At 62.6% G+C, this 24159-nt stretch carries 23 protein-coding genes; 13 read left to right on the top strand and 10 right to left on the bottom strand.

Translation table 11 applies throughout. The annotated features are described in order from the left end of the window. Positions 1-180: 180 nt before the first annotated feature. From ACU5AY_RS03880 to ACU5AY_RS03865, 4 genes are all read right to left on the bottom strand, one after another. Entirely contained in the window at positions 181-927 is a 747-nt protein-coding gene (locus ACU5AY_RS03880) for an ATP-binding cassette domain-containing protein (RefSeq protein WP_446823471.1), read from the bottom strand. Next, complete coding sequence (locus ACU5AY_RS03875) at positions 920-1984, bottom strand: ABC transporter permease subunit (protein WP_446828071.1); 1065 nt, start codon at positions 1982-1984, stop codon at positions 920-922. Before ACU5AY_RS03875 ends, ACU5AY_RS03880 begins: the two co-directional genes overlap by 8 nt. Positions 1985-2090: 106 nt before the next feature. Beyond that, positions 2091-3080 (bottom strand): ABC transporter substrate-binding protein, encoded by a 990-nt coding sequence (locus tag ACU5AY_RS03870; protein ID WP_446828070.1) that lies wholly within the window; start codon positions 3078-3080, stop codon positions 2091-2093. Between the two features lie 236 nt (positions 3081-3316). After that, entirely contained in the window at positions 3317-4228 is a 912-nt protein-coding gene (locus ACU5AY_RS03865) for a sugar-binding transcriptional regulator (RefSeq protein ID WP_446828069.1), read from the bottom strand. A gap of 246 nt (positions 4229-4474) precedes the next feature. Here ACU5AY_RS03865 and ACU5AY_RS03860 point away from each other — a divergent pair, with 246 nt between their 5' ends. From ACU5AY_RS03860 to ACU5AY_RS03850, 3 genes are read left to right on the top strand one after another with little or no spacing between them, the layout of a single operon-like run. Continuing rightward, positions 4475-5392 (top strand): tagatose-bisphosphate aldolase, encoded by a 918-nt coding sequence (locus tag ACU5AY_RS03860; protein WP_446823467.1) that lies wholly within the window; start codon positions 4475-4477, stop codon positions 5390-5392. Between the two features lie 18 nt (positions 5393-5410). After that, on the top strand, positions 5411-6835 hold the full coding sequence (locus ACU5AY_RS03855; protein WP_446828068.1) for an ROK family protein: 1425 nt from the start codon (positions 5411-5413) through the stop codon (positions 6833-6835). Continuing rightward, the gene (locus tag ACU5AY_RS03850) at positions 6832-7515 is read left to right on the top strand and encodes an HAD family hydrolase (RefSeq protein WP_446828067.1); all 684 of its coding nucleotides are present in this window, start codon (positions 6832-6834) and stop codon (positions 7513-7515) included. The genes ACU5AY_RS03855 and ACU5AY_RS03850 overlap by 4 nt, the downstream gene beginning before the upstream one ends. A 52-nt stretch (positions 7516-7567) precedes the next feature. On the opposite strand, the gene ACU5AY_RS03845 is transcribed toward ACU5AY_RS03850, so the two are convergent. From ACU5AY_RS03845 to ACU5AY_RS03835, 3 genes are all read right to left on the bottom strand, one after another. After that, the gene (locus ACU5AY_RS03845) at positions 7568-8416 is read right to left on the bottom strand and encodes a carbohydrate ABC transporter permease (RefSeq protein ID WP_446823464.1); all 849 of its coding nucleotides are present in this window, start codon (positions 8414-8416) and stop codon (positions 7568-7570) included. Positions 8417-8422: 6 nt separating this feature from the next. Beyond that, a complete protein-coding gene (locus ACU5AY_RS03840; protein WP_446828066.1) occupies positions 8423-9364 on the bottom strand; it encodes a carbohydrate ABC transporter permease in 942 nt (313 codons plus the stop codon). Between the two features lie 98 nt (positions 9365-9462). Further along, a complete protein-coding gene (locus ACU5AY_RS03835; protein WP_446823462.1) occupies positions 9463-10710 on the bottom strand; it encodes an ABC transporter substrate-binding protein in 1248 nt (415 codons plus the stop codon). Between the two features lie 520 nt (positions 10711-11230). Here ACU5AY_RS03835 and ACU5AY_RS03830 point away from each other — a divergent pair. Then, complete coding sequence (locus ACU5AY_RS03830) at positions 11231-12265, top strand: LacI family DNA-binding transcriptional regulator (RefSeq protein WP_446828065.1); 1035 nt, start codon at positions 11231-11233, stop codon at positions 12263-12265. Between the two features lie 18 nt (positions 12266-12283). Here ACU5AY_RS03830 and ACU5AY_RS03825 read toward each other — a convergent pair whose 3' ends face one another. Beyond that, positions 12284-13222, bottom strand: a complete 939-nt coding sequence (locus tag ACU5AY_RS03825; protein WP_446828064.1) for an alpha/beta hydrolase — start codon at positions 13220-13222, stop codon at positions 12284-12286. Then, positions 13219-14367, bottom strand: a complete 1149-nt coding sequence (locus ACU5AY_RS03820; protein ID WP_446828063.1) for a Gfo/Idh/MocA family protein — start codon at positions 14365-14367, stop codon at positions 13219-13221. Before ACU5AY_RS03820 ends, ACU5AY_RS03825 begins: the two co-directional genes overlap by 4 nt. A gap of 271 nt (positions 14368-14638) precedes the next feature. Between ACU5AY_RS03820 and ACU5AY_RS03815 the strand changes: the two genes are divergently transcribed. Further along, on the top strand, positions 14639-15457 hold the full coding sequence (locus tag ACU5AY_RS03815) for a sugar phosphate isomerase/epimerase family protein (protein WP_446828062.1): 819 nt from the start codon (positions 14639-14641) through the stop codon (positions 15455-15457). 40 nt (positions 15458-15497) lie between these two features. Here the strand turns inward: ACU5AY_RS03815 and ACU5AY_RS03810 are convergent, their stop codons facing one another. Then, positions 15498-16259 (bottom strand): DeoR/GlpR family DNA-binding transcription regulator, encoded by a 762-nt coding sequence (locus ACU5AY_RS03810; protein ID WP_446828061.1) that lies wholly within the window; start codon positions 16257-16259, stop codon positions 15498-15500. Positions 16260-16473: 214 nt separating this feature from the next. Between ACU5AY_RS03810 and ACU5AY_RS03805 the strand changes: the two genes are divergently transcribed. The 8 genes from ACU5AY_RS03805 to ACU5AY_RS03770 all read left to right on the top strand — a co-directional run bounded on the left by ACU5AY_RS03805 (position 16474) and on the right by ACU5AY_RS03770 (position 24106). Continuing rightward, the gene (locus ACU5AY_RS03805; RefSeq protein ID WP_446828060.1) at positions 16474-17274 is read left to right on the top strand and encodes an aldolase; all 801 of its coding nucleotides are present in this window, start codon (positions 16474-16476) and stop codon (positions 17272-17274) included. Positions 17275-17278: 4 nt separating this feature from the next. Continuing rightward, complete coding sequence (locus tag ACU5AY_RS03800; protein WP_446828937.1) at positions 17279-18208, top strand: PfkB family carbohydrate kinase; 930 nt, start codon at positions 17279-17281, stop codon at positions 18206-18208. A 309-nt stretch (positions 18209-18517) separates the two neighbouring features. Continuing rightward, positions 18518-19663 (top strand): ABC transporter ATP-binding protein, encoded by a 1146-nt coding sequence (locus ACU5AY_RS03795; RefSeq protein WP_446828059.1) that lies wholly within the window; start codon positions 18518-18520, stop codon positions 19661-19663. Positions 19664-19682: 19 nt separating this feature from the next. Continuing rightward, a complete protein-coding gene (locus ACU5AY_RS03790; protein WP_446828058.1) occupies positions 19683-20759 on the top strand; it encodes a Gfo/Idh/MocA family protein in 1077 nt (358 codons plus the stop codon). Next, positions 20759-21592 (top strand): sugar phosphate isomerase/epimerase family protein, encoded by an 834-nt coding sequence (locus tag ACU5AY_RS03785; protein WP_446828057.1) that lies wholly within the window; start codon positions 20759-20761, stop codon positions 21590-21592. Before ACU5AY_RS03790 ends, ACU5AY_RS03785 begins: the two co-directional genes overlap by 1 nt. After that, positions 21589-22410, top strand: a complete 822-nt coding sequence (locus tag ACU5AY_RS03780; protein WP_446828056.1) for an alpha/beta fold hydrolase — start codon at positions 21589-21591, stop codon at positions 22408-22410. The genes ACU5AY_RS03785 and ACU5AY_RS03780 overlap by 4 nt, the downstream gene beginning before the upstream one ends. Then, on the top strand, positions 22403-23104 hold the full coding sequence (locus ACU5AY_RS03775) for a ribulose-phosphate 3-epimerase (protein WP_446828055.1): 702 nt from the start codon (positions 22403-22405) through the stop codon (positions 23102-23104). Before ACU5AY_RS03780 ends, ACU5AY_RS03775 begins: the two co-directional genes overlap by 8 nt. 15 nt (positions 23105-23119) lie before the next feature. After that, positions 23120-24106 carry an ROK family protein gene (locus ACU5AY_RS03770; RefSeq protein ID WP_446828054.1) on the top strand — a complete coding sequence of 329 codons (987 nt, stop codon included), beginning with the start codon at positions 23120-23122 and terminating at the stop codon, positions 24104-24106. Positions 24107-24159 lie beyond the last annotated feature (53 nt).

Below are 24159 nucleotides of genomic sequence, written 5' to 3'. Positions count from 1 at the left end.
CACCCGGCGCGTTGCATCGGGGATGTTTCCGATGCTTCGAAGTCGGAGCTTCGATAAGCGCCGCAGCGGCCGGCTTCGCACGACGAAGTTGGGAACGTCCTGAAGAGTTCCAGAGCGGTGGCGTCAGACCGCGAACGTCCAGACGCGGCCTGCCTGATCGCAATGCATGAGCAGCGGCTTTCAGCCGCCGATCATCAGCTTGACCACTTCCGAGTGATCCGTCTCCGAAATCGCCCTTTCGCCCGCGACGACGCCGCGGCGCAGCACGACGATGCGGTCGGACACGGCGAAGATGTCCTGCAGATTGTGCGAGATGAAGATCACGCCCCTGCCCTGCGCCTTCAACGCTTTGATGAGGGAGATCACCTTGCGCTGCTCCGGCACACCGAGGGCTGCCGTCGGCTCGTCCATGATCAGGATCTTGGCGTTCCAGTAGACCGCCCGGCCGATCGCCACCGCCTGGCGCTGGCCGCCAGAGAAGTTCGAGACCGGCGCGTCGAGGCGCTTCACATGGAAATCGAGCTTTGCCATGGTCTCGCGGGCGGCATCCGCCATCGCCTTGCGGTCGAGCACCGGCAGGAAGCCGAAGCGCTTGGTCATCGGCTCGCGACCGAGGAAGATATTGGCGCCGATCGACAGGTTGTCGGCGAGCGCGAGATCCTGGTAGATCGTCTCGATCCCTTTCATGCGCGCTTCCTGCGGCGAAGAGAACTCGACCGGCTTGCCGTCGATCAGGATTTCTCCCGACGTCGGGGGATAGACGCCGGACAGCGCCTTGATCATCGTCGTCTTGCCTGCGCCGTTGTCGCCGGCCAGCGCCACGACCTCGCCGGCCCTGACCATCATCGAGCATTCCTGCAGGGCCTTCACAGCGCCGAAATGGCGGGAAAGGTTGCGGACTTCCAGAAGCGGAGCCTGACTATTCATCCTGTTTTCCTCCGCTGAAGCGGCGCTGGGCCTGGTCGATCAGAACCGAGATGATGATGACCGTGCCGACGGCGATAAACTGCCAGAACGGCTCTACATTGACGAAGACCAGTCCGTACTGGATGACGGCGATGACAAGAGCGCCGGCAATCGTGCCGATGACCGAGCCGGATCCGCCGAAGAGCGATGCTCCGCCGATGACGACGGCAGCGACCGAATCGAGCAACAACGGTTCCCCTGCCTGCGCCGCGCCGGCCGTAAAGCGGGCCGCATAGAGCGCTCCGCCGAGGCCCGCGCACATCGCCGAGAGAATGTAGAGCTTCAGGATATGCGCCTTGATGTCGATGCCGGAACGTCTTGCGGCCTGCGCATTCGCGCCGATCGCATAATTGTGCTGACCGAAACGTGTCTGGCTCAGGATGTAGTGCATGATCAGCAGGAACACCGCTGTGACGATCACCAGATAGGGGACGCCGAAGAAGCGTCCGTTGCCGAGCTCTGCGAAGGCCGCATTCGCGACGGGGACCGTCGTTCCGCCAGCGAGAAGGAATGCCGTACCGCGCGCAACGCCGAACATGCCGAGCGTGCCGATGAAGGGTGGGACCTTGAGCCGTGAAATGAGGAGCCCGTTGATCATGCCGGGGACGCCGGCAACGACGATCGCCGCGGTGATGCCGCACAGCATTGCCGGGATGGGCGGCATGAAGCCTCCGGCAAGGTTCGTCACATGCGCCGCGACAACTGCCGCCAGGCCCATGATGAAGCCGGCCGAAAGATCGATGCCGCCGGAAATGATGACGAAGGTCTGGCCAACGGCGATCAGCAGCGGAGCCACTGCGAACACGGCAATCGACTGCCAGTTGAACTGCGACCCGACGAAGGTTCCGCCGAAGGAAACCCGCGACCAGATCTCGAAGGTCAATATGAGGAAAGCCAGGAAGAGCCAGGCCCTGAGTTGGGCGACGCGCTGCACGATGGTCTTGGCGATCTCGTCGTGATCGGCCTGGGGTGCCACGTGCTGTTCTGGTTCGCCGGATAAAGTCTTTTGATCTGTCATGCCTGATCCCGGACTGTCGTCAAATGGAGGGAAGCACTCGTCCGCTTCCGAGAGAACGGCACCCGCACCAAGTGCGGGTGCCGCCTTGCGCTCGGGAGGAGCAGTCTCAATCCGAGTAGATGAACTTCGCTACGTTCGGATCGTCGACATTCGCTTTGTCGATGACGGTGAAGCCGGTGCCGATCGCGGTCGGCACCGAGTTGCCCGTCAGGTGGGCATAGGCCGTGACGACGCCGTAGTAGCCGATTTCCGCAGGATGCTGCGCAATCGCCAGGTCGACGAGGCCGGACTTGATGTTGTCGACGATGCTGGTCGGCGCGTCGAAGGCAACGACCCTGATATTGCCGGTCTGGCCCGCCTGCTGAACGCCGTTGGCCGCACCGAGGGCGGAAAACAGGTTGGCGCCGAACACACCGACCAGATCCGAGTTGCGGGCATAGACGGCCTGCAACTGGGACGCCGCCTTGTTTGCATCATTGTCGTTGAACTGGGTATCGAGAACGGTGATGCCCGGGAATTCGGCCATTGCCGTCTTGAAGCCTTCCTCGCGCTGGTCGGTCGTGGAAATGCCGGGCTTGACGTTCGAGACGTAGACCTTGCCCTTCTCGCCGACGGCCTTGGCAAGTGCGCGGGCAGCCATCGCGCCGCCGAGCACGTTGTCGGAGGCGACATAGGAAATCGGGAAATCACCATCTCCCGAACCGGTCTGGTACTTGCCGGTACCGATAAAGGTATCGACGGTGACGATCGGGATGCCGGCGTCGGCAGCCTTCTTCAGCGGCTGGACCAGCTGCGCCTTGTCGGTCGGCGCGATCAGGATCGCATCCGGCTTCTTGGCGATGACCGCATCGAGAACCGGAACCTGAGTCACCGGATTGAAGTCGGGCGCGCCCTGGAACTCCAGCTCGACGCCAAGCGCGTCCGCTGCAGCCTGCGCGCCCTTGCGCATCGTGATGTAGAAGGCATCCGTGGTCAGACCAGGAATAAGCGTGATCTTGAATTTCTTGTCCTGCGCACCGGCCTTGTCGGCAGTCATTGCGGCGGCGCCTACGAGGGCGGCAGCGGCAGAGGCTTTAAAGAATGAACGACGTTCCATGGTCTCCTCCTTTGGAACACTTATTGGTTGCAGAGCGCTATCTCCCAGAGCGTCATGCCGGCGCATACTCGACGCAAAACTTTACTCACGTCAAGCGCAATTTCTTCCTGAAATGAATTTCTTTGGTGGAAACCGCTCTCGCCCGCAGTCGATGCAGGGCCGTAAATCACTGATGAAATTTCGGAAATCGATGCAGACCGGTGACCGCTTCAAAAACGGGAAATCAACCGAAAGCCTCAGTTGCGGGCAGGAAGCAGCACCGAGATGATCGCCTGCGCCGTGGCGGTATCCGTCACGATGGCGTTGACCATGCCGGACCGGACCGCGCCGATAAGGCCCGCGGCCTTCTCCGGCGATGCGGCGACCGCAATCGACAGCCGGGCTCCGGCCAGCTGCTCGCGGGATGCGGCGATCATCCGCTCCTCGCCCTCCCAGGGCACGACCTTGCCGTCCCGGTCGAAATAATGGCGGATCACGTCGCCGGCGGCTTCGGTCAAGGCCTTTTCGCTGGCCGTCGCCGCACTCGCCTCCGGCGGATTGAAGGGATGCGGCAGCCCGACGCCGACGATCGCGCAGTCCAGCCGATCCCACAGCGAGACGGTGTCGTTGACCCCCGAATCGGCCAGGAACGCCGCCCGAAGCTCCTGCGACGAAACGTAGGGCGCGTGAAGGAAGCGCGGCTCGCCGCCCATCTGCTCGGCCGCCTGCCGAACGAACTCGTTGATCTGGAAATGCGCTGCCGGTTGCTGCAGTCCGCCGTTGAGCGGAACGACCGTGACGGCGCCAAGCCGTGGCAAGCCCGCCGAGATCACTTCCCGGATCGCCCTCCCCCAGCCGATGCCTATGACGGAACCGTCGGCAAACCCTGCTTCCTTCAGAAGGTCGGCAAGCGGTGCAGCAAGGGCGCCAACCATTCCCGGCGACACTGTTTCGGCCACCGCCACGCCCTTCAAGCCCAGCAGTTCAGCAAGCTCTTCCGCCACTTCGTTCGGTGCAACGAGATCCATGACCTCGATCTTCACGATGCCGAGTGCGCGGGCCTTCTGCAGCATGCGCGAAACCGTTGCAGTCGACAGCCCGAGCCGACGGGCGATGTCCACCTGCGCCATCTCCTCGACATAGTGAAGCTTCGCCACCATGTGCAGCATGGCACGGCTCGCAGGACTTTCCTGATTGGACTGAAGAGCCAGCTTGCAATTCCTTTCTGAAATGTGTTACACGACACCCAGAAAGTTATCGCTCAATTGCCGTCGTTTCGCAACGACCGAAATAAGAAACAGGGATGGAAGCATCTCCCGCGGACACATGTCCGGTCGGGCGGTCTTCGTGCGGCCGGACACGGCCTCGCACAACGGAATTAGCAACAGCCGAAGAGACTTCGAAGGAGAATGACAGTGTCTGCAATGACGACAGCCGAACTCAGGGGTTATCAACAGATCTGCGGCGACGAGGGCGCGATGATGGTGATCGCCTGCGATCAGCGCGGTGGCATGCGCCAGGTCCTCGCCGCCACTCCGGAGGAGCAGGCCAAGATCAGCAACGAGACGCTGGGCCTGACCAAGGCAGACATTGCCCGTTATCTCGCAAGCCAGGCTGGCGGTGTGCTGGTCGATCCGATCTGCGCCGTGCCGATGATCGTCGACGAATGGCTGCTGCCGAAGAACACCGGTCTCCTGATCGGGCTCGACGCGTCCGGCTGGGACACGTCGCCCGAAGGCTACCGCCTGTCGAAGCTGGTTGAAGGCGTAGACGCCCGCCGCGTGCGCGAGCTTGGCGGCACCGGCGGCAAGATCATGGTCTACCTGCGGATGGATACGCCCGCCGCCAATACCCACAATCTCGAAATCCTGAAATCCTGCATCGAGGATTTTGCCCGCGAGGACCTTTTCCTCGTCGTCGAATTCCTGACCTACCGGCTGGAAGGCGAGAGCAAGGAAGACTACGAGGCGAAGCTGCCCGCCCTCATTCAGGACGGTTGCCGTGCCTGCCTCGATCTCGGCTCGAAAATCCTGAAGATCCCCTATCCGGGTTCGCCGGAAGCGTGCGCGGAAGTGACCCGCATTTGCGGCAGCACCCCGTGGGCGGTCCTTTCGGCCGGCGTCGACCATTCGACGTTCCTCGGCCAGGTCGAAGCGGCGATGAGCAACGGCGCCTCCGGCGTGATCGCCGGCCGCTCGCTCTGGAAGGACTGTATCTCTCTCGATCGCGCCGTGACGCAGGAAAAGCTCACGACGATCGCCGTGCCGCGGCTGAAGGAGTTGCAGGCGATCATCCGCAAGCATTACCGTCCAGCTTACCGCAAGGCGGCCTAAGCTCCGGGAGCAGCAGACATGGCGAGAACCTCTGTCGGCCTCGATGTCGGCGGCACGCGCATCCGCGTGGCGCTCGTCGACGAGGCGGGTACGATCCTCCGCAAGAAGGTGATCGATGGCACGCGCGACCCGGAACGTGCCGTCGAGTTCTTCGTCGAGCTTATATCCGAGATCGATGACGGCGCCTTCGAAGCGATCGGCATCGGCATACCTGGGCGGGTGAATGCTCACACCGGGGAAGTCCTCTCCGGCGGCTTCCTGAATCTTGCCGGCGTTGACCTCGCCGGCATTCTCGGCAAGCGCTTCGCCAGACCAGTGGCTGTCGCCAACGACTGTTCCATGGCACTCCTCGCCGAGGCTCGTGTCGGCGCCGGTCGCGGCCTGTCCAACATCGTCATGCTGACCATCGGCACCGGAATTGGCGGGGCGGCAATGCTTGACGGCAAGATCGTCAGTGGCCGACGTTCTGCAGGCCAGTTGGGCCACCTGATCGTCCGCGAAGGCGGCGTTCGCTGCGTCTGCGGCCAGTCCGGCTGCGTCGAGATGTATTCGTCGGGTACTTCGTTCCGCCGGCTCGCCTCAGAAATCGGATTTCCTGCAGGCTACACTTGCGAGCAAGCGCTTTCCGACGCGGCGCAAAGCGAGGACGCCCGATCGCTGATCCGCAATTGGGCCGGGCCATTGCGCGCGGCAATTTCCTCGCTTTCGGCCAGTTTCGATCCGGACATCCTCCTGCTCGGCGGCGGCCTCGGGGAAAGCGCCGTCATGGCCTTGCGGCAACTGCCCACCGAGACCTCCTGGTATGACATTCCGGTCGCCCCCGCCCTCCTCGGCGACGATGCCGGGGTGATCGGCGCGGCGCTTGCCGGCCTCGATCTCGTGCAGTCCGCACCCTCCGCCGGAAAACGGCTGGTCATGGTCAATGGCATTCCGGCAACGGGCAAGAGCCGGGTGTCCGCGGCGCTGTCGGCCCGCACCGGCTGGCCGATCCTGGCGCTGGACACGATCAAGAACCCTTTTCTCGCCGAGATCGGCGATGTCGACCGGCTCTTCAACCGCCGCCTCGGGAAAGCGAGCTACCAGGCGATCTGGGACACCATCGCCGCCGCGCCCGCAGGCTCGACCTTCATCGTCGACGCGTGGTTCGGCTTCCAGCCGCTTGACCTTCTGGACGCGGGTATTTCACACGCCGGCATCACCGCGCTTGCCGAAATCTGGTGCCACGCGCCGGGAGACGTGCTTGCCGAACGCTACCGCGCGCGACTGTCTTCTCGCCTCCCGGGCCATCCGGGAGAAGCTTATATTCCCGAGCTGATCGCCCTTGCCGAACGGGCGACGCCCGCCGGCCGCGGGCCGATTTTCGACCTGGATACAACGAAAGTGCCAGACGACGACGCCCTCGCCGAATGGGTGACAAATGCATTGAAAGGCACGCCGCAATGAACGGTTTCGAACTGGTCATCTTCGATTGCGACGGCGTCCTGATCGATTCCGAAGCGATCGGCGTTCATATCGAAGCAGATCTGCTGACGGCTTCCGGCTATCCCGTCACGGCGCCGGAAGTCGCGGAACGCTTTTCCGGCCTGCCCTGGGACCAGATCCTCAAGATCGCCGAGCAGGAAAGCGGCCTGGACCTTTCCGGCAAACTCGCGGGCCGACTGGAGCAAGTCCTCGACCAGCGCTTGCCACTGGAAGTCGAGGCCATCAGCGGCGTTGCCGAAACGCTGGCGGCGCTCGGCCGGAAACGCTGCGTCTGCTCCAACACCAAGTTCAGCCGTGTGGACCTGCTCCTTGGCAAGGTCGGCCTGAAAGACTTCTTTGCCCCGAACATCTTCTCGGCAAAGGATCTTGGTCCGGGCCGTTCCAAGCCGAAGCCCGACATCTTTCTGCATGGCGCAGCCAGAATGGGCGTCGCCCCTTCCAGGACCGCGGTGGTCGAGGACAGCGTCCACGGAGTCGAAGCCGGCGTTGCCGCCGGCATGACCGTCATCGGCTTTACCGGCGGCGGACACAGCTATCCCGGCCACGCCGCGAAGCTAATATCCGCCGGTGCAAGCGCCACCATCGGCGACATGCGCCGACTGCCGCAGACGCTGGAAGACCTTCAACAAGCCATTGCCTGACATCGCGGGAACCCGCTGATCTCTGAGCAGCCGAAAAGCTGCAAAGCCTTCGTCAGCTCTTGACCGAGCCTGCCGTCATGCCCGCCAGGAAATAGCGCTGGGCGACGAGGTAGAGGAGGAGAAGCGGCAGCGAACCCAGAACGCTCATCGCCATCATCTCATTCCACTCGAAGGCGTGCTGGCCCATCAGCAACTGGATGCCGATCGGCACCGTCCTGAGGCTTGTCGACTTCGTCAGCGTGAGCGCGAAGAGAAACTCGTTCCAGGAGAGGAGGAAGGTGTAGACGGCGGTCGCGACGATACCGGGGATCGACACCGGCACGATAACCCGCCAGAGCGCCGTCCAGCTCGATCCGCCGTCGACCAACACCGCTTCATCTAGCTCCTTGGGCAATGTATTCAGATAGCCCGTCATCAGAAGAATGGCGTAGGGCAGAGTGAAGACCAGATAGGTCAGGATGAGCGCGTAGTAGCTGTCGAAGATTCGCAGCGCCACGACGATTCCGAAATAGGGAATGAGCAGCGTGATCGGCGGCACGGTCTGTGTGCTGATGATGAAGATGTTCAGTGTGTTCTTGAAGCGGAAGTTGTATCGGCTGAAGCCGTAGGCCGTCAGGATCGCGATCAGCACCGTCAGCACGGTGACCACGCCGGCGACGAAGTAGCTGTTGATGAAGAACCGCACCTTCACCGGATCGCTGAAGATCGTGCGATAGGCCTCGAGCGTCGGAATCTTCGGCAGGATCGCCGGTGGCAGCGCGAAGATTTCCGTGTTCGACTTGATCGACGTGAAAAACATCCAGACGATCGGGAAGGCGGCGAAGACGAGGCCGATCGCAAGCCCGAGATAGATGAGCAGCGTCGGAAGAACGGTTCGCTTGAAGGAAGAACGCTTGGCCATGACCGATCACCTGCGCTGCTGATGCTTGATGTAGAAATAGGTGACGCTCATGGACAGGAGCAGCACGATGATGGCGCTCGCCGAGGCGACCGAGAACTGGTACTCGGCGAAGGCAAGCTTATAGGTGAAGGTGGACAGCATCTCGGTCGAGTAGATCGGGCCACCGCCTGTGGTCATCCACACGAGCGGGAAAACCTGCATGGTCCAGATGAAGTCCAGAAGTGCAATGCTGATGGTGATCGGCATGAGCTGCGGAATGGTGATGTACCAGAATTTCTTGAGCTCGTTAGCGCCGTCGATGCCGGCCGCCTCGTAGAGCTCCTTCGGAATGCCCTGAAGCCCGGCGAGCAGGCTCACCATGTAGAGCGGATAGCCAGCCCAGATGTTGGCGAAGGTCAGCGCGTGGATAGCGGTTTTCGGCGAGGAGAACCATTCGACCTTGAAGTCGACGATGTGCAGCGCCATCAGGACGCTGTTGACGACCCCGTTCGGATCGAGCAGCAGGCGCCAGATGATGGCGATGATGACGGCGGTGAACAGCCAGGGAAGAATGTAGAGCACGCGCAGAATGCTGCGGATGAAGGGATCGATGCGATTTGTGTTCAGCAGCAGCGCGAAGATCAGCCCGAGGACCAGGTGAAACACCACGCTCATGATGGTGAAATAGAGCGTGTGGCCAACCGACTGCCAGAAAACCGGATTTGAAAAGACCGTCTGGTAATTGGCGAAGCCCGCGAAGCTTGCGTCCTTGCGCATGATGGCGCCGTCCATCAGCGAATAGCGCAGGACCGTGATCATCGGCAGAAGCATCAGGAGCGTCAGAAGAAGGGTCGCCGGCGACAAGTACAGATACGGCACCAGCTTCCTCAGCGAGCGATAGCTGAATCTGCCCCTCTTCTTGAGTGTCCTTGGCTGGGCGGCAACCATTGCCGGTGCTGATCGGTTCATGGAGCGTGTCTTTCCCATCTCTCCGGGCAAGGCCCGGAACTGACGCATATGCCGGCAGCGGTTTTGGCGCTGCCGGCAGCTTGAGAGGATTGCAGGTCTTAGAACTTGGTCATCCAGGCCTTCTGCGTGTTCGCCGCAGCATCCTTGGCCGACTGCTGGCCGTCGAAGAGCTTCTGCACTTCGATATTCATGTCACGCATAAGGTCTTCGGCAACCGGCAGGCCGACGAATTCGTTTGCCGGATAGCCGCTCTGGTAGATCTTGAACGCGTCGGCGAAGATCGGGTCGGACTTAACGAAGTCCGGCTTGGCATGGACGTTGCCGGGGAAGGCGTTGGCAATCGAGACGAGCCGGCTGTTGATCTCCGGACTCATCAGGAAGCTGACCAGCTTCCAGGCTTCTTCCTTGTGCTGACTGCTATCACTGATGCCGATGCCCCAGGATGCATAGGGCATGCCACGCTTGCCGTCATATCCGTCCTTGGCCGGCAGGGCCGACAGGCCGAAATTGAGATTCGGATTGCGCTCGCGGATCAGGTTCACGTGGGCAAGCGAGTCGATCATCATGCCGACGCGGCCGTTGACGAATTCCTCGACCTTGTCCTGCTCCTTCTTGGCGAAGATGCCGGGCGAAATGACGCCGTCCTTGTTCAGCTTGTCGAGATACTCGAGCGTGCCGACGACGTCGTCATTCTCGAGGTCCGGCTTGCCGTCCTTCATCATCGATCCGCCGGACGCCCAGACCCAGGACATCACATCGTTCTGGATGCCGCTCGGCGACTGCAGCGACAGCGGCAGAACCCAGCCGTACTGGTTCTTCGAGGCATCCGTCATCTTCTTGGCGGCGTCCTCGAATTCCGTGCGGTTAGACGGCATGGTCTCGACCCCGGCCGCCTTGGCGAGATCGAGGTTCACGAACACCGGATAGACGAAGGAAGCGACCGGGAACATCACGCTCTTGCCGTCGACCTTGACGATGTCGGCGAGCTGGCTGCGATCATAGTTGGCCTTGTCCATCAGCGCGCCCATGTCGGTGATCGCGCCCTGCTTGGTCAGGCCGTTCACCCATGCGCCGTCGAGACCGACGACATCGCTGAGCGTGCCGGAGGCCGCACCGACGACGATCTGGTCATGCGTCGTGGAATAAGGGCCGCTGACGAGCGTGACCTTGATGTCCGGATTGGCCTTCTCGAAATCGTCCATGATGCCGCGAAGGGCACCGGCGGGCATTTCCGGTTCCCACCACTGGATGAACTCTAGATTTGTTTCGGCGAGCGACGTCGAGGCCCAAAGGCCCCATGCCGCTGCCGCAATGGTCAGAGTCCTGCTGATTTTGCTGAATTTCATGTCCAACCTCCCATTAGACGAATGACTTATCGATCCTCCCAAAGATCGTGCCGGCAGTAGGTTCCCGCGCTTGTCGCATGTCAACCACGAACTGCGCGGAAGCAAACGAAAGGCGGGATTTTTTTGCGTAAAAATCGATCAAATAACTGAAATAATTAATCTAAAAAAATTTGCGCGCGAGAATTTTTTGAACCCGCATCTATTGCTTATGATGCTTTTTTTCTTTACTTTCGTAAACAAATGAAAGCTGCTTGTGCCGCAGATGGTTTTGCCGCCTTTGCAGGAGTGCAGCGCACCGTTCCTTGCTGCAATGCAATCAGGTGTCGGTCACCCGAAGTATCGACCGGATACGGCCACACGCCGCGACATTGGGCGCCGCACGAAGATGGCAAGCCGATCGCATCGCGCAGCAAATTGCGCTTTTCCTGAGCGAAGAAGTTGACGCGTCAGTCAATTTTGATTTACGCGCGGAACAGAAGTGGTCGCGCAACGAAAATTCCGGCGACCTTTGGGGAATGGCATGGCGAAGAAAACGTACAAATCGATGGACGACTTTGCCGGCGCCTGCGGCGTGTCGCGCCCGACGCTGTCAAAGTATTTCGACGACCCCACCCAGGTCAAGGAGTCGACCCGCAAGCGCATCGAGGCCGCGCTGAAGAAGTCGAATTTCGAGCCCAACCTCTTCGCCCGCCATCTGAACCGCAAGCGGACGAAAAACATCGGCATTCTGGTTCCCAGCATGGCCGACCCCTTCTATGTACAGGTCGTCTCGCTGATCGAACTGGAACTGCGCGACCGCGGCTTCTGGCCGATTCAGTTCTCCTCCCATACACGCCCGGACCTCGAGGAGGAGGCGGTGCGCACCCTCCTGTCGCTGAAGGTCGCCGGCGCCGTCGTCGCTCCCATGGGCGCAAGCTCCAAGCGCGGAGCGCTGGAACGCCTCAAGGATGCCATTCCCGTCGTCTGCTTCGACAGTCCGTCGAGCTTCAACCTGCCCTTCGTCGGCAACGACAATGCGCAGAGCGTGGCCGCGATCGTGCAGTATCTCTGCCGGTCCGGCGAGCCGCCGATCTTCCTCGACGTTCCGCATATGATGGAAAACACCAACGAGCGAACCGAAAGCTACCGCTCGACGATGATCCGCGAGGGCCACACGCCGCTGGTTGTCCCCTGCGATGCACCGCCGTCCTGGGAATTCGAGCGGCTCGGTTACGAGCAGATGAACCGGATGCTGCAAAAAGGCGCCCTGCCCGGCAAGACGCTGCTGTGCGCCAATGATCGCTTCGCCTTCGGCGCCATGGCTGCGGCGTTTGCCGCGGGCCTGAAGATCGGCAGGACGGAAAGCTCGGACATTAGGATCGCCGGCCACGACGACCATCCGCTGAGCCGCTATACCTGCCCGTCGCTCACCACCATGGCCCAGAATGCTCCGGAAATTGCGGCGAGAGCGGTGGAAATGCTGCTGGCCATCATCGATGAAGACAGCGATGACAAAAAGGTCCTGCCAAGCCGGGTGATCCTTGAATCGACCCTGATGATGCGCGAATCCGCCTGACAGAGCCGCATTGGCAGATCATTGCCCGACGGCGGGGTCCATTATGCGCCAGGCATCGACGATAGCGTCAAGCGCCTCGCGCGCCTCTGGGATTGCCTTGCTCATCGACACGAAGCCATGGATCTGCCCGGGCCAGATGCGGTGGGAGCAACGCGTTTGCCCTTCAAGCGCTTCGGCATAGGCGAGCCCCTCATCGAACAGCACATCGCAGCCGGCCAGCACGACGAATGCAGGCGCAGCGCCTGAAAGCGAAGACGCCAGCAGCGGAGACGCCCGCCAGTCAAGCTGCGCTCCATCCTCCTTGCCGACATAGTGATCACGGAACCAGCGCATAGCCCCCGCCGTCAGACCGTAACCGCTAGCGTAGCGGCGATAGCTTTCGGAAACCTGGCGCTGGTCGGTGACGGGATAGATCAGCAGCTGACCGATGACCGGCGGCACCTCGCCATCCCGCGCCATCAGGGCGACCACCGCGGCAAGGTTGCCGCCGGCACTGTCACCGCCGACCACGATGCGGGCGGGATCCAGTCCGAGGCCGGCCGCCTCCGACACCATCCAGGCCAGCGTCGCGGCGCAATCCTCCAGTCCGGAGGGAAACGCATGTTCCGGGGCGAGACGGTAATCAGGCGAGATCACGACCGCGTTCGCGGCATTGGCGAGGATGCGGCAGATGTCCTCATGGGTTTCCGGTGCGCCAATCACGAAGCCGCCGCCATGCAGATAGAGAAGCGCTGGTGCGGCCGTTTGCGGCGCATTCAAGCCGCGCCAGATCCGAACCCGGATACCGCCGACGTCTTCCTCCGACGCCGCGCGGACCGGTTCGAGCGGCACCTGAAATCTCGCAAATCCGGCAAGATATTGCCGCCTTGCCTCTTCCGGCGTGCAGTCCTCCACCGGCTTTTCCGGTTCACCCGGCCAGTTCAGCGCTTTGACAGCGGACGGGTCGAGCGAGGTCATGCGAGCAGGCTCCGGACCTCGTCCTCGCTAAGCTCCTTCGGCTGCGTAGCGGAGCCGGAAATGGTCTGCGCCTGGCCGGTTTCACCAGCCCGCAGGATCGCCTCCATGATTTCCAGCACGTGCAAGGCGAGGTCGCCGGATGCGCGGGGGGCGCGGCCTTCGGTGATCGAGCGCGCGAGATCGGCGAGGCCGACCATGCGGTAGTTGGCGCGGTCGGGCTTGTCGATCGGCCAGTTGATCGCCCCGAGAAGTTCGCCTGCGGTATCCGCTTCCTGCCAGGGCGCGCCCTGTTTCGACAGGCCGATGACGCCGCCGAACGTGTCTGGATCGGGAAGGCGCAGCGACCCTTCGGTACCGTGCAGTTCGATCGGATAATTGGAATGGCGGAAGACGTCCCATGAAGCCCCGAAGGTCACCGTCGCACCGCTCGCAAATTCCAGAAGGGAAAGAACGCTGGTCGGCGTGCCGACCTTGAAGGTGGTATTCTTCTTCGGTCCGTCGGCGGTGATCAGACGCTCGTCCTGCCCGCTCGTCGCTACCGCCTGCACGCGCCTGACCGGTCCCATCAGGTTGACCATCATCGAGAGATAATAGGGGCCCATGTCCATCACCGGCCCGGCACCAGGCTGATAATAGAAACCCGGGTCCGGATGCCAGTGCTCCATGCCGCGCCCCATCATGAAGGCGGTTCCGGTCACCGGCTTGCCGATCACTCCCGTTTCCATCAGCCGCCGGGCGTGACGGCCGGCAGCACCAAGAAACGTGTCCGGCGCGGAGCCAAGCGCCAGCCCCTTCCCCTTCGCCTCGGCAACGAGCCTGCGACCTTCGTCCGCCGTCACGCCGAGCGGCTTTTCGGTGAAGACATGCTTGCCGGCGGAAAGGGCCCGCATGGAAATCTCGTAATGCGCCGCCGGGATCGTCAGGTTGAGGACGAGGTCGACATCCTTGTCGGACACGAGGTCATCAACGTCCATCGCCTTCAGGCCGAACTGATCGGCGCGGGCCCTGGCCGCGGCCATGTTCAGGTCGGTGCAAGCCGTGATCCTGACACCCCGAAAGAGGGCGGCGTTGCGCATGTAGGCAAGAGAAATGCTGCCGCATCCCACCACGCCGATTCTCAAGATTGTCTCATTTTTCGTCGTCATTTCAGTCACCTGAACTTCCAGGTTGGAGAGTGGCTTCGGGCGGGCAGCTTACACATTTTCACATTGCGCGCACGAGAAATGTTGACGCACGATAATATTTTATCTTACGTATTGATAGGACGTTGGGAGGCGTCTCGATCCGGACAGTTTCAAGCGCTCGACGACAGGTTCCGCTCCATCGGGAGAGCGCCTCGCCGTCACCTCGCATTCGCCCATGTCCGCCGCGTCAGCTCACACGATAGACAATCTAGGACAAGTCAGGACCCCATTCATGAAGACCGCAGAACTCAAAATCGGTTGCCAGACATTCACCTGGGAAATGCTCGGCGACCGCTTTCGCGGCGGCCCGGACGATCTGGTGCAGGCGATTTCCGCTGCCGGCTATTCCGGTATCGAGATCACCGACACGATGATCGGCGACTACGCCAACAAGCCCGAGGCCTTCTCGCGGACACTTGACTCCGCCGGCCTCTCTCTCGTGTCCTTCGCCTTCGGCTCGGACAGTGGCTTTACCGTGCTCTCGAAGCTCGACGAAGACCTGGAGGCGACCCGGCGCTGGGTCGACTTTGCCGCTCATTTTCCGGGCGCGCTGGTCTCGATGGGGTCGGCGACCGTGGTCGACGACGGCCCGCGCGGCGACAAATTCGCCGTCGCCGCCGAATGCTACAACCGGTCGAGCGAAATCGGCAGGGCGGCAGGCGTGACCGTCGCCGTCCACCCCTCCTCACACCACAACACGCTACTGTTCACACGAGCGGACTACGACGCCCTCTTTCCGCTTCTCGACCCCGAAGTCGGCTGGGTGCCGGACACCGGCCACATCCTGCGCGGCGGCCAGGTGATGGCGGACACGCTGCAGGCCTTCCGCGACCGCATCCGCTACGTGCACCTGAAGGACGTGGACGCAGGCGGCACCTGGGCAATGCTCGGAGCCGGCGCTTGCGATGTCCCGGCCGTCATCGAGACCGCAAGGAACAGCCCCAGGTTCAACGGCTGGATCGTCGTGGAAGAGGAGTCGGACGAGGCCGGCCGCGACCCGGCGAAGGCCGTTCGCGTGAACTACGAGACACTTCGCGGCTTCGGTTACTGAGCATGCCTGTCCGGCGGCAGCGCTCCTGCCGCCGGACTGATCAGGCGTAGCGGACCTCGACCCCGAGCTTGTCGAGGCGGTGGCGGATGCTGAGCGGCAGGCCGCTGTCGGTGATGATGAGATCGACACGCGAGAGGGAGAAGGCCTTGGAGGAGGCGCCTATGTCCCATTTGCTGGAATCGGCGACAAGCACCACCCGGCGCGCCATGCGCACCAGGTTGCGTTTGGTGCGGGCGACATCTTCCGAAACATCGACCACGTCGAAGGACTGGTCGATCGCGTGCGCGCCGACAAAGGCCTGGTGGGCGACGAGGCCGCCGAGCGCCTTGTCGGAATCCGCGACGATCGTGCTGACCGTGCTCGGGAAAACCCGCCCGCCGATCATGTGGACGTCAAGACCCGGACGATACATCAGATGCTGGGCGATGTTCATCGCCGTCGTCGCGACGACGACATTGTTGACCGGCGGCATCTGCATCGCGATCTGCAACAGGGTGGAGCCGCTGTCGAAGACGATCGACTGGTTATCGATGATCTGCTTTGCCGCGAGTTGCGCGATCCGGCGCTTGGCGTCGAAATTGCGCTGCATGCGCTCCTCGAATGCCGCGGCGGGTGAATCGGCGGGCGCAGCAATGGCGCCGCCATGCGTCTTGATGAGCCTCTTCTTCGCATCGAGCAGTTCCAGATCTGAGCGGATGGTGACTTCCGAGACGCCGAACAATTCCGCGAGCTGGCTGGTTTTCGCCTGCCCGACGCGCTGGAGCTCGATGAGGATCTGGTGCCGTCTCTGTTCTGCAAGCATCTTCGGTTCCGCTCTACGTCGCCATCTTTCTGCTTTCGAAATTCGAAAGCCAACTCAGCTTTCGAATTCTTTCGATCCCATTTTTATAGCTTTTAGCACGATAAAATACGGATGCTAATCCACAAATGAAAGATTTCGAAAGATTGAACATTCTTTTATTTCCGAGTTAGGGTCCACTCACCTCAGCTGCAACGAACGCAAGGAAACCACTGCAATGGGTCTCGGAACCAAGATTCGCCTGTCTCGCCTTTTCTCCAATCCGTCCGGAAACCTCTTCGGCGGCGCGGTGGATCACTTCGTCGGCTACGGCAATGTGCGTGAAGGCGGCCTTGCCGACCTGCCCGGCGCGCTTGGCCGCGTCATGGAAGGCGGCCCCGATTATGTCAGCATCCAGCCGGGCGCGGCCCGCCACCTCTGGCCGCAATATGCCGGCAAGGCGGCGCTCGTCATTCAGGCCGGTTGCTTCACGGCCGACGACCGCATCCGCCAGCTGATCGCCACCCCCGAGGATGCCGTGCGCTACGGCGCCGACGCGCTCGCCGTCGCCATTCCCGTGCGCGGCAATACCGAAGGCGAATACATTCGCTGGCTGACGGACACCGTCAACGCGGCCGCGCGCTACGAGATGCCGATCATCGCCCACATCTATCCGCGCGATTTCACCAACGGCGCCAAGATCGTCTTCACGCCGGACGAGATCGCCTATGCGGTGCGCATCGGCTACGAGACCGGCGTCGATGTCGTGAAGGTCGGCTACACCGGCGACTTCGACTCGTTCCGCGAAACCGTGGCGACCTGCCCGATCCCGGTGGTGATGGCCGGCGGACCGAAGACCGAGAACCTCCTCGGCGCCCTCACCCAGACGGCAGACGCCCTGCGCGCGGGCGCAAAGGGCGCGGTCGTCGGCCGCAATCTCTGGGGCCATGGCGACACCACGAAGGCCGCCAAGGCATTCAAGATGGTCATCCATGACGGCGTCTCTCCGGCCGATGCGCTTGCGGCGACTGGCGCCTGACAGGATGTCCCGGCGGTTCGACGTCATCGGTTTCGGTGCATTGGCAATCGACGACATCGTCTACGTCGACCGCCCTCTTTCTGCGGGCAAGGGCAAGGTGACCCGGCGCGAAGCCGATCACGGCGGCAATGTCGCGACGGCCCTCGTCGCCGCGGCCCGCCTCGGCGGCCGTACGGCCTTTGTCGGCTGGCTCCCCCAACCGGCAGACGATGTCGGCGGCCGGGAGATGCAGCGGGAAGGCGTGGACATATCGCTTGCCCCGCATCGGCCCGACGCCTCGCCGATCCGTTCCGTCATCACAGTCGGACCGGACGGCGACCGTTTCATCGCCTATGACGACGACGTGCCCCATGGTACAGCGGAGACGATTGCCGATGAGGCGATCGCCTCCGCGCCGGTGCTGATCATCGACGGATACTCGATCCATTCGGAAAGCGTGGTGGCGCGCGCGCGCAAGCTTGGGCTGTTGATCGTCGCGGACATCGAATGGGCGGTGGGGGAACAGACGCACCGCATCCTGGCGCTCGCCGACCATCTTGTCCTGCCCCTTGCCTTTGGCAAGCTGACGACGGGCGAGACGGAACCGGCGGCGATCCTTGCCCGCCTCTGGACACCGGATCGCGCGGCCGTGGTCCTGACCGACGGACACAATGGCTGCTACCTCCGCCAGAACGGAGATCCGACCCTCTGGCATTTGCCCGCTTACCCGGTTACCGCCGTAGACACCACCGGCGCGGGGGATTGCTTCCACGGCGCCTACGCCTTGGCCCTTGCCAGAGGCGAACCGCCCCTTACCTGCGCCGCCTACGCGACCGCCGCCGCGGCAATCTCGGTGACCCACCACGGCGGCCGCAAGGGCCTGCCGAACGACGCGGCCTGCCGCGCCCTCATGACGAGTGACAGCGCGCCCGTTCCCTCGCCGATGCCGGCTTGACGCCAAACCTCCGCCAGACCGCAGCTATACCCAACAGATTCTTGCGCATCACGGGCTCGATCAACGACCCTGTCGTTGCTTATAAAATTACGCGCGTCAAAAAATAAAATCCCACAAAGACATTTTTACTAAATCAATTTAGTATTTTAAAATCATGTGCTTAATAATACTCATGCGCTCCGTAAGGCCGCTTCATCCCAAATTTTCTATTGACTTTACCCACCACTCCTGAGCCATTTGAAAGAAAAAGATGGCAGCGGCAGCGGTGTGCGTGCCGGCTTTGCCCTGGAGTGACGGGAGGAAATCGACGTGGCTGTGGTAGTGCTCGACAAGATCTGCAAGACCTACGGGAACAATTTTCACGCGATCAACGAATTGAGCCTGACGATCAACGACGGTGAGTTCCTGATCCTCGTCGGACCGTCCGGCTGCGGCAAGTCGACGGCGCTGCGCATGATCGCCGGGCTCGAGGAGATCAGCAGCGGAACGCTGACGATCGGCGGCCACGACGTCGAGGACCTGCCGCCGAAGGATCGCGACATCGCCATGGTCTTCCAGAACTACGCGCTCTACCCGCACATGACGGTGTTCGACAATATCGCCTTCTCGATGAAGCTCGCCGGCAAGACCAAGGCCGAGCGCGAGAAGCGCGTCAACGAGATCGCCAAGATCCTCCAGCTCGAAACGCTGCTGCAGAACAAGCCCTCGCAGCTTTCCGGCGGCCAGCGCCAGCGCGTCGCCATGGGCCGCGCCATGGTGCGCGAGCCGGCGGCGTTCCTGATGGACGAACCCCTGTCGAACCTCGACGCCAAGCTGCGGGTGCAAATGCGGGCGGAAATCGCCAGCCTCCAGCGCCAGCTCGGCGTCACGACGATCTACGTCACCCACGACCAGACCGAGGCGATGACGATGGGCGACCGCGTGGCGGTCCTCAAGGGCGGCGTGCTGCAGCAGGTGGACACGCCCAAGGCGCTCTACCATCACCCCGCCAACGCCTTCGTCGCGGGCTTCATCGGCTCGCCGTCGATGAACCTCTTCGAAGGCCGGCTCGAGGGCCGCAGTATCCGCCTTCCGAGCTTTACCATTCCTCTGCCCGAAAATGTCTTCGAGCGAGCGCCGGGCCTCTCAGACCTTCAAGGCGAGACGGTCGTCTTCGGCATCCGCCCGGAGGATCTGTTCGACAGCAAGCTGCCGTCCGGCTCGGCTTTCCCGACCATTCCCGCCACGGTAAAATCGATCGAGGAACTCGGCTCCGAACTGATCGTGCATCTGAAACTTGACGCGAGCCGCGTCGACTCCGGTGATCCCGACGCGGTCGAGGACTTGAGCGGAGCCGCCAACGCCGTCGCGAAATTCGAGGCGGTGAGCACAATCCGGCCGGGACAGGTGATCGATCTGGGGATCGACACGTCGAAGATGCACTTCTTCCATCCCCAGACCCACCTGACGCTCTGAAAGAACGATTGAGGATATCATGCCCGCAAAGCAGGAAAAACGTCTCCGCGTCGGTGTGTTGGGCGCCGGCCAGATCGCCCAGGCAGCGCATTTCGAGAGCTGCACCAAGGCAGCCAACGCCGATCTTTATGCAATCTGCGATGTCGCCGACGATCTGCGCGAGCGTATGGTGATCACCCATGGCGCAGAGAAGAGCTACAACGATTACGACAGGATGCTCGCCGATCCGGATCTCGATGCGGTGATCATCGCGACGGCCGATGCCTTCCACGTTCCCGCCTCCATCCGGGCGCTCGAAGCCGGCAAGCACGTGCTGTGCGAAAAGCCCGTCGGCCTCACCGTCGAGGAATGCCGCGAGCTGAAGGCGGCGGTGAACCGCTCCGGCAAGGTCTTTCAGGTCGGCCACATGAAGCGCTTCGATCCTGGCCTTCAGGCCGCCAAATCCTTCATTCGAGACGAGATGGGGGAACTGGTCGCGCTCAAGGCCTGGTATTGCGACAGCACGCACCGCTATCCAATGACCGACGCGGTGCAGCCGCTGATCGTCACCAGCGCCAAGGCCAGGAAGCCGTCGACCAATCCCAAGGCGGATCTGCGTCGCTACTACATGCTCGCCCACGGCAGCCACCTGATCGACACGGCACGCTATTTTGCCGGCGACATCGTTTCGGTCGATGCAAGGCTTTCCGAACGGGCCGGGATCTGGTGCTGGTTCGTTGACGTGGAATTCGCTTCCGGCACGCTCGGCCATCTCGACTTGACGGTTCAGGTCCGTATGGACTGGCACGAGGGTTTTCAGATCTACGGTCAGAACGGCAGCATTCTCGGCAAGACCTATAACCCCTGGTACTACAAGTCGAGCGAGGTCGACATCTTCCGCGAGGCGGATGGTGCCACCCACCGGGTGCTGGGTGCGGACGGCCATTTCTACCGCCGCCAGCTCGAGGGCTTTGCCCGCACCATTCTCGATGGCGCCGCCATGGAAGGCGCCGATATCGACGACGGGCTCGCCTCGGTGCAGGCGATGGTGGCGATCGCACGCTCCGTGGAAAGCCGCAAGCCGGTCGCCCTTGCCGATGCCTCGGGCGGTGTCTGATGAAGCTCGGGATCTTCGCCAAGACCTTCGACGGCAAGGACCCGCTGACGGTCCTTAAAGCGGTTGCCGCGGCCGGCTTCGGCGCGGCTCAGTACAACATGGCCTGCTCCGGCCTTGCCTCGATGCCCGACGTCATCGACGAGGCCGACGCGCGGAGCGTGGCCGATGCGGCCGCACGCACGGGCGTCGAGATCGTCGCGGTTTCCGGCACCTACAACATGATCCACCCCGATCCGGCCGTACGGGCGGCCGGACACCGGAGGCTTGAGGCAATTGCCGCAAGCTCTGCAGCGATGTCGACCGGGCTCATCACGCTGTGCACCGGCACCCGCGATCCGCTCGATCAATGGAAGGAGCATCCCGACAACAACACGCCGGAGGCCTGGCGCGATCTTCTGGACGCGATGGCCATCGCCGTCGAAATCGCCGATCGCCACGATGTCGACCTCGGCATCGAGCCGGAACTGGCCAACGTCATCAACTCCGCCGAAAAGGCACGCCGCTTGATCGCCGAAATGCAGAGCCCGCGACTGAAGATCGTGCTCGACCCGGCGAACCTTTTCGAGGTGGCGACGCCTGAGGAGCAGAGGCGAACGGTATCCGCCGCCATCGACCTCCTCGCCGATCGCATCGTCATGGCGCATGCCAAGGATCGCACCCAGGACGGCCGTTTCGCAACTGCGGGCAAGGGCGTCCTCGACTACGGACATTATCTGGGCAAGCTCAAGGACATCGGCTTTTCCGGCAGTCTCGTCACCCATGGCCTTGCGGCCACAGAGGCAAGGGACGTCGCGACCTTCCTCACCGACCATCTGAAGGCCAAGTCCGCATGACGAGCCTCGCAACGTTCGAAACCGATGACGGAACGGTCCTGAACGTCGATGGCGACGAGGCGGGTATCCCGGTCGTCTTCCAGCACGGACTCTGTGGCGATGCGAACCAGACCGCCGAAGCCTTCCCGCCCCTGCCGGGCTATCGCCGCATCACGATCGAAGCGCGTGGCCACGGCGGCTCCGGAGCTGGAGACCTTTCCCGCCTGTCGATCGCGACCTTTTCCGAGGATATCGCCGCCTATATCGAAACGCGGCTGACGGCACCGGTGGTGGTTGGCGGCATATCGATGGGCGCGGCGATCGCCCTGAGGCTTGCCGTGACAAGACCCGATCTCGTCCGCGGCCTGATCCTCGCCCGCCCCGCCTGGATCGCGGCGGCCGCACCGGACAACATGCGGCCGAATGCCGAAGTCGGCCATCTGCTGCAAACCCTGCCGCTGGAAGAGGCCAAGACCGCCTTCCTCACCAGCGAGACCGGACAGCGGCTCGCCAAGGAAGCCCCCGACAATCTCGCCTCGCTCACCGGTTTCTTTTCGAGAGAGCCCATCGCCGTGACAGCCGCCTTGCTGACGGCGATCTCGAATGACGGTCCCGGCGTCAGCGAGGCTGAAATCGCCGCCATCACCGTGCCAACGCTGGTCATCGGCCATGACCGCGACATCATCCACCCCTTTTCCCATGCCGAAGCGCTGGCCGCGGCGATTCCGGGCGCACGCCTCGCCAAGATCACGCCCAAGGCGGAAGACCGGACACGCTACGTGTCGGACTTCCATGAGGCGCTGGGACAATTTCTCAAGGAGATCGAAGACAATGAGTGATCAACACAAGACCTGGATCGCTGAGCTGCCGAAGGACCGGTTGATCGCCGAATTCTCCGTCTGGTCCGCCGATCTCATGCGGCTTGCCGACGACCTCGCCCGCGTCGAACAATATGTCGACGTCCTGCATGTCGATGTCGCCGACGGTCACTTCGCGCCGGCCATGCTGTTCTTCCCGGACCTTGTCGCGGGCGTTCGCAAGGCGTCGAAGCACCCGATCCACGTCCATCTCATGGTCGCCGACGCGATCATCCTTCCGCAGATTGAACAGTTTGCCGACGCTGGCGCCGACCTGATCAGCCTGCACGTCGAAAACGAAAGCGTCGCCGAAAAGGCCCTCAAACTTCTGGACCAGCGGCGCATTGCCGCCGGCATGGTGCTTAGGGTCGAGACGCCGGTGGAGCGGATCCGGAAGTATGCCGCCCATCTCGATTTCATCACCTTGCTCGGCACCGCGATCGGCGTGAAGGGGCAAGGCCTCGACGAAAAGGCCGGTGACCGTCTGTCTGAAGCCAAGAAGATCATTGCCGATTGCGGTGCCGACCACCGCATCGTGCTCGCCGCCGACGGCGGCATCCGCGAACATACGGTGCCGTTGCTGCGTGAGGCAGGTGCCGAAACGGTCGTGCTCGGGTCGCTGGCCTTCAACGCGCCATCGCTCGCCGATCGCATGGCATGGCTCCGCGCCCTTTGAGAAGGCCCAGTTCCGATGGAGCATTTCGCCATAGGTGTCGATCTCGGTGGAACCTCGGTTCGCGCGGCGCTTGTCGATGAACGCGGCAACATCCTTGCGCAGGACGAGGACGAAACCGATGCGACCGGCGGCCCCGAGCGGGTGCTCTCCCAGATACTCGGCCTGGCCCGTGGCCTGATCGCCTCGCGGCCGAACCTCGTGCCGGCAGGCGTCGGCGTTTCGACGCCGGGGCCGGTCGATACGATTGTGGGCATAGCAAGCGATATTCCGACCCTTTCGGGCTTTGACGGCTTTCCCCTGCGCGCCGAACTGGAACGGCAGTTCGACCTCAGCGTATCGCTGGAAAACGACGGCATCGCCGCGGCGATCGGGGAATGGCAGTTTGGCGCTGGAAAGGGATATGACAGCCTCGTCTACGTGACGGTCAGCACCGGCATCGGCGGCGGCATCATTGCCGACGGACGCGTCGTTCGCGGCCGCATGGGCATGGCCGGCCATGTCGGCCATATGACGATCACGCCGGATGGAGAACCCTGCCCTTGCGGCAACCGTGGTTGTTTCGAGGCCTATGCGTCCGGAACGGCCTTCACCCGCCGCGCGCACCAGCGTGCAGCCGGACGCACAGACACGGTTCTCGGCCGGGACGGCAGCCCGATCAACAGCCGGGCGATATTCCGCGCTGCCCGGGAGGGCGACACCTTCGCCAATCAATTGATCGACGAGGAAGCCGAGACGCTTGGACGGGGGATCACCAACCTCATCCACATTCTCAGTCCGGAGATCGTGGTCATGGGCGGCGGCCTGTCGAACGAATTCGACCGGCTTCATGCCGGCATTGCGGACCATATCGCACGACGCGCCATGCCGGCATTTCGCGAAGTTCCTGTGGTACGGGCCGCGCTTGGCCAGAATTCCGGTCTCGTCGGCGCCGCGGCTCTTGCCTTGCCGGGACGAGATCTCGCATTTCATCCCGTGGCGAAACCGGGCGTTCTGGAATTTTGACGCTCGCCGTTCGACGTATTCGCGAGACAGGGGTAATACATCCGGCATGAGCC

It is taken from the genome of Rhizobium sp. PAMB 3174, from assembly GCF_052908375.1.
Note: the sequence above shows the minus strand (reverse complement) of the source record. Positions and strands in the feature narration are given on the sequence as shown.

What these genes read in the sequence shown, in the direction of transcription:
- ACU5AY_RS03820 (WP_446828063.1), bottom strand. Translation starts at nt 14,367, where the DNA reads ATGACGACGAAAAATGAGACAATCTTGAGAATCGGCGTGGTGGGATGC.
- ACU5AY_RS03805 (WP_446828060.1), top strand. Translation starts at nt 16,474, where the DNA reads ATGGGTCTCGGAACCAAGATTCGCCTGTCTCGCCTTTTCTCCAATCCG.
- ACU5AY_RS03865 (WP_446828069.1), bottom strand. Translation starts at nt 4,228, where the DNA reads ATGCTGCACATGGTGGCGAAGCTTCACTATGTCGAGGAGATGGCGCAG.
- ACU5AY_RS03825 (WP_446828064.1), bottom strand. Translation starts at nt 13,222, where the DNA reads ATGACCTCGCTCGACCCGTCCGCTGTCAAAGCGCTGAACTGGCCGGGT.
- ACU5AY_RS03875 (WP_446828071.1), bottom strand. Translation starts at nt 1,984, where the DNA reads ATGACAGATCAAAAGACTTTATCCGGCGAACCAGAACAGCACGTGGCA.
- ACU5AY_RS03835 (WP_446823462.1), bottom strand. Translation starts at nt 10,710, where the DNA reads ATGAAATTCAGCAAAATCAGCAGGACTCTGACCATTGCGGCAGCGGCA.
- ACU5AY_RS03790 (WP_446828058.1), top strand. Translation starts at nt 19,683, where the DNA reads ATGCCCGCAAAGCAGGAAAAACGTCTCCGCGTCGGTGTGTTGGGCGCC.
- ACU5AY_RS03850 (WP_446828067.1), top strand. Translation starts at nt 6,832, where the DNA reads ATGAACGGTTTCGAACTGGTCATCTTCGATTGCGACGGCGTCCTGATC.
- ACU5AY_RS03775 (WP_446828055.1), top strand. Translation starts at nt 22,403, where the DNA reads ATGAGTGATCAACACAAGACCTGGATCGCTGAGCTGCCGAAGGACCGG.
- ACU5AY_RS03870 (WP_446828070.1), bottom strand. Translation starts at nt 3,080, where the DNA reads ATGGAACGTCGTTCATTCTTTAAAGCCTCTGCCGCTGCCGCCCTCGTA.
- ACU5AY_RS03845 (WP_446823464.1), bottom strand. Translation starts at nt 8,416, where the DNA reads ATGGCCAAGCGTTCTTCCTTCAAGCGAACCGTTCTTCCGACGCTGCTC.
- ACU5AY_RS03810 (WP_446828061.1), bottom strand. Translation starts at nt 16,259, where the DNA reads ATGCTTGCAGAACAGAGACGGCACCAGATCCTCATCGAGCTCCAGCGC.
- ACU5AY_RS03800 (WP_446828937.1), top strand. Translation starts at nt 17,279, where the DNA reads ATGTCCCGGCGGTTCGACGTCATCGGTTTCGGTGCATTGGCAATCGAC.
- ACU5AY_RS03785 (WP_446828057.1), top strand. Translation starts at nt 20,759, where the DNA reads ATGAAGCTCGGGATCTTCGCCAAGACCTTCGACGGCAAGGACCCGCTG.
- ACU5AY_RS03830 (WP_446828065.1), top strand. Translation starts at nt 11,231, where the DNA reads ATGGCGAAGAAAACGTACAAATCGATGGACGACTTTGCCGGCGCCTGC.
- ACU5AY_RS03880 (WP_446823471.1), bottom strand. Translation starts at nt 927, where the DNA reads ATGAATAGTCAGGCTCCGCTTCTGGAAGTCCGCAACCTTTCCCGCCAT.
- ACU5AY_RS03770 (WP_446828054.1), top strand. Translation starts at nt 23,120, where the DNA reads ATGGAGCATTTCGCCATAGGTGTCGATCTCGGTGGAACCTCGGTTCGC.
- ACU5AY_RS03855 (WP_446828068.1), top strand. Translation starts at nt 5,411, where the DNA reads ATGGCGAGAACCTCTGTCGGCCTCGATGTCGGCGGCACGCGCATCCGC.
- ACU5AY_RS03840 (WP_446828066.1), bottom strand. Translation starts at nt 9,364, where the DNA reads ATGAACCGATCAGCACCGGCAATGGTTGCCGCCCAGCCAAGGACACTC.
- ACU5AY_RS03780 (WP_446828056.1), top strand. Translation starts at nt 21,589, where the DNA reads ATGACGAGCCTCGCAACGTTCGAAACCGATGACGGAACGGTCCTGAAC.
- ACU5AY_RS03815 (WP_446828062.1), top strand. Translation starts at nt 14,639, where the DNA reads ATGAAGACCGCAGAACTCAAAATCGGTTGCCAGACATTCACCTGGGAA.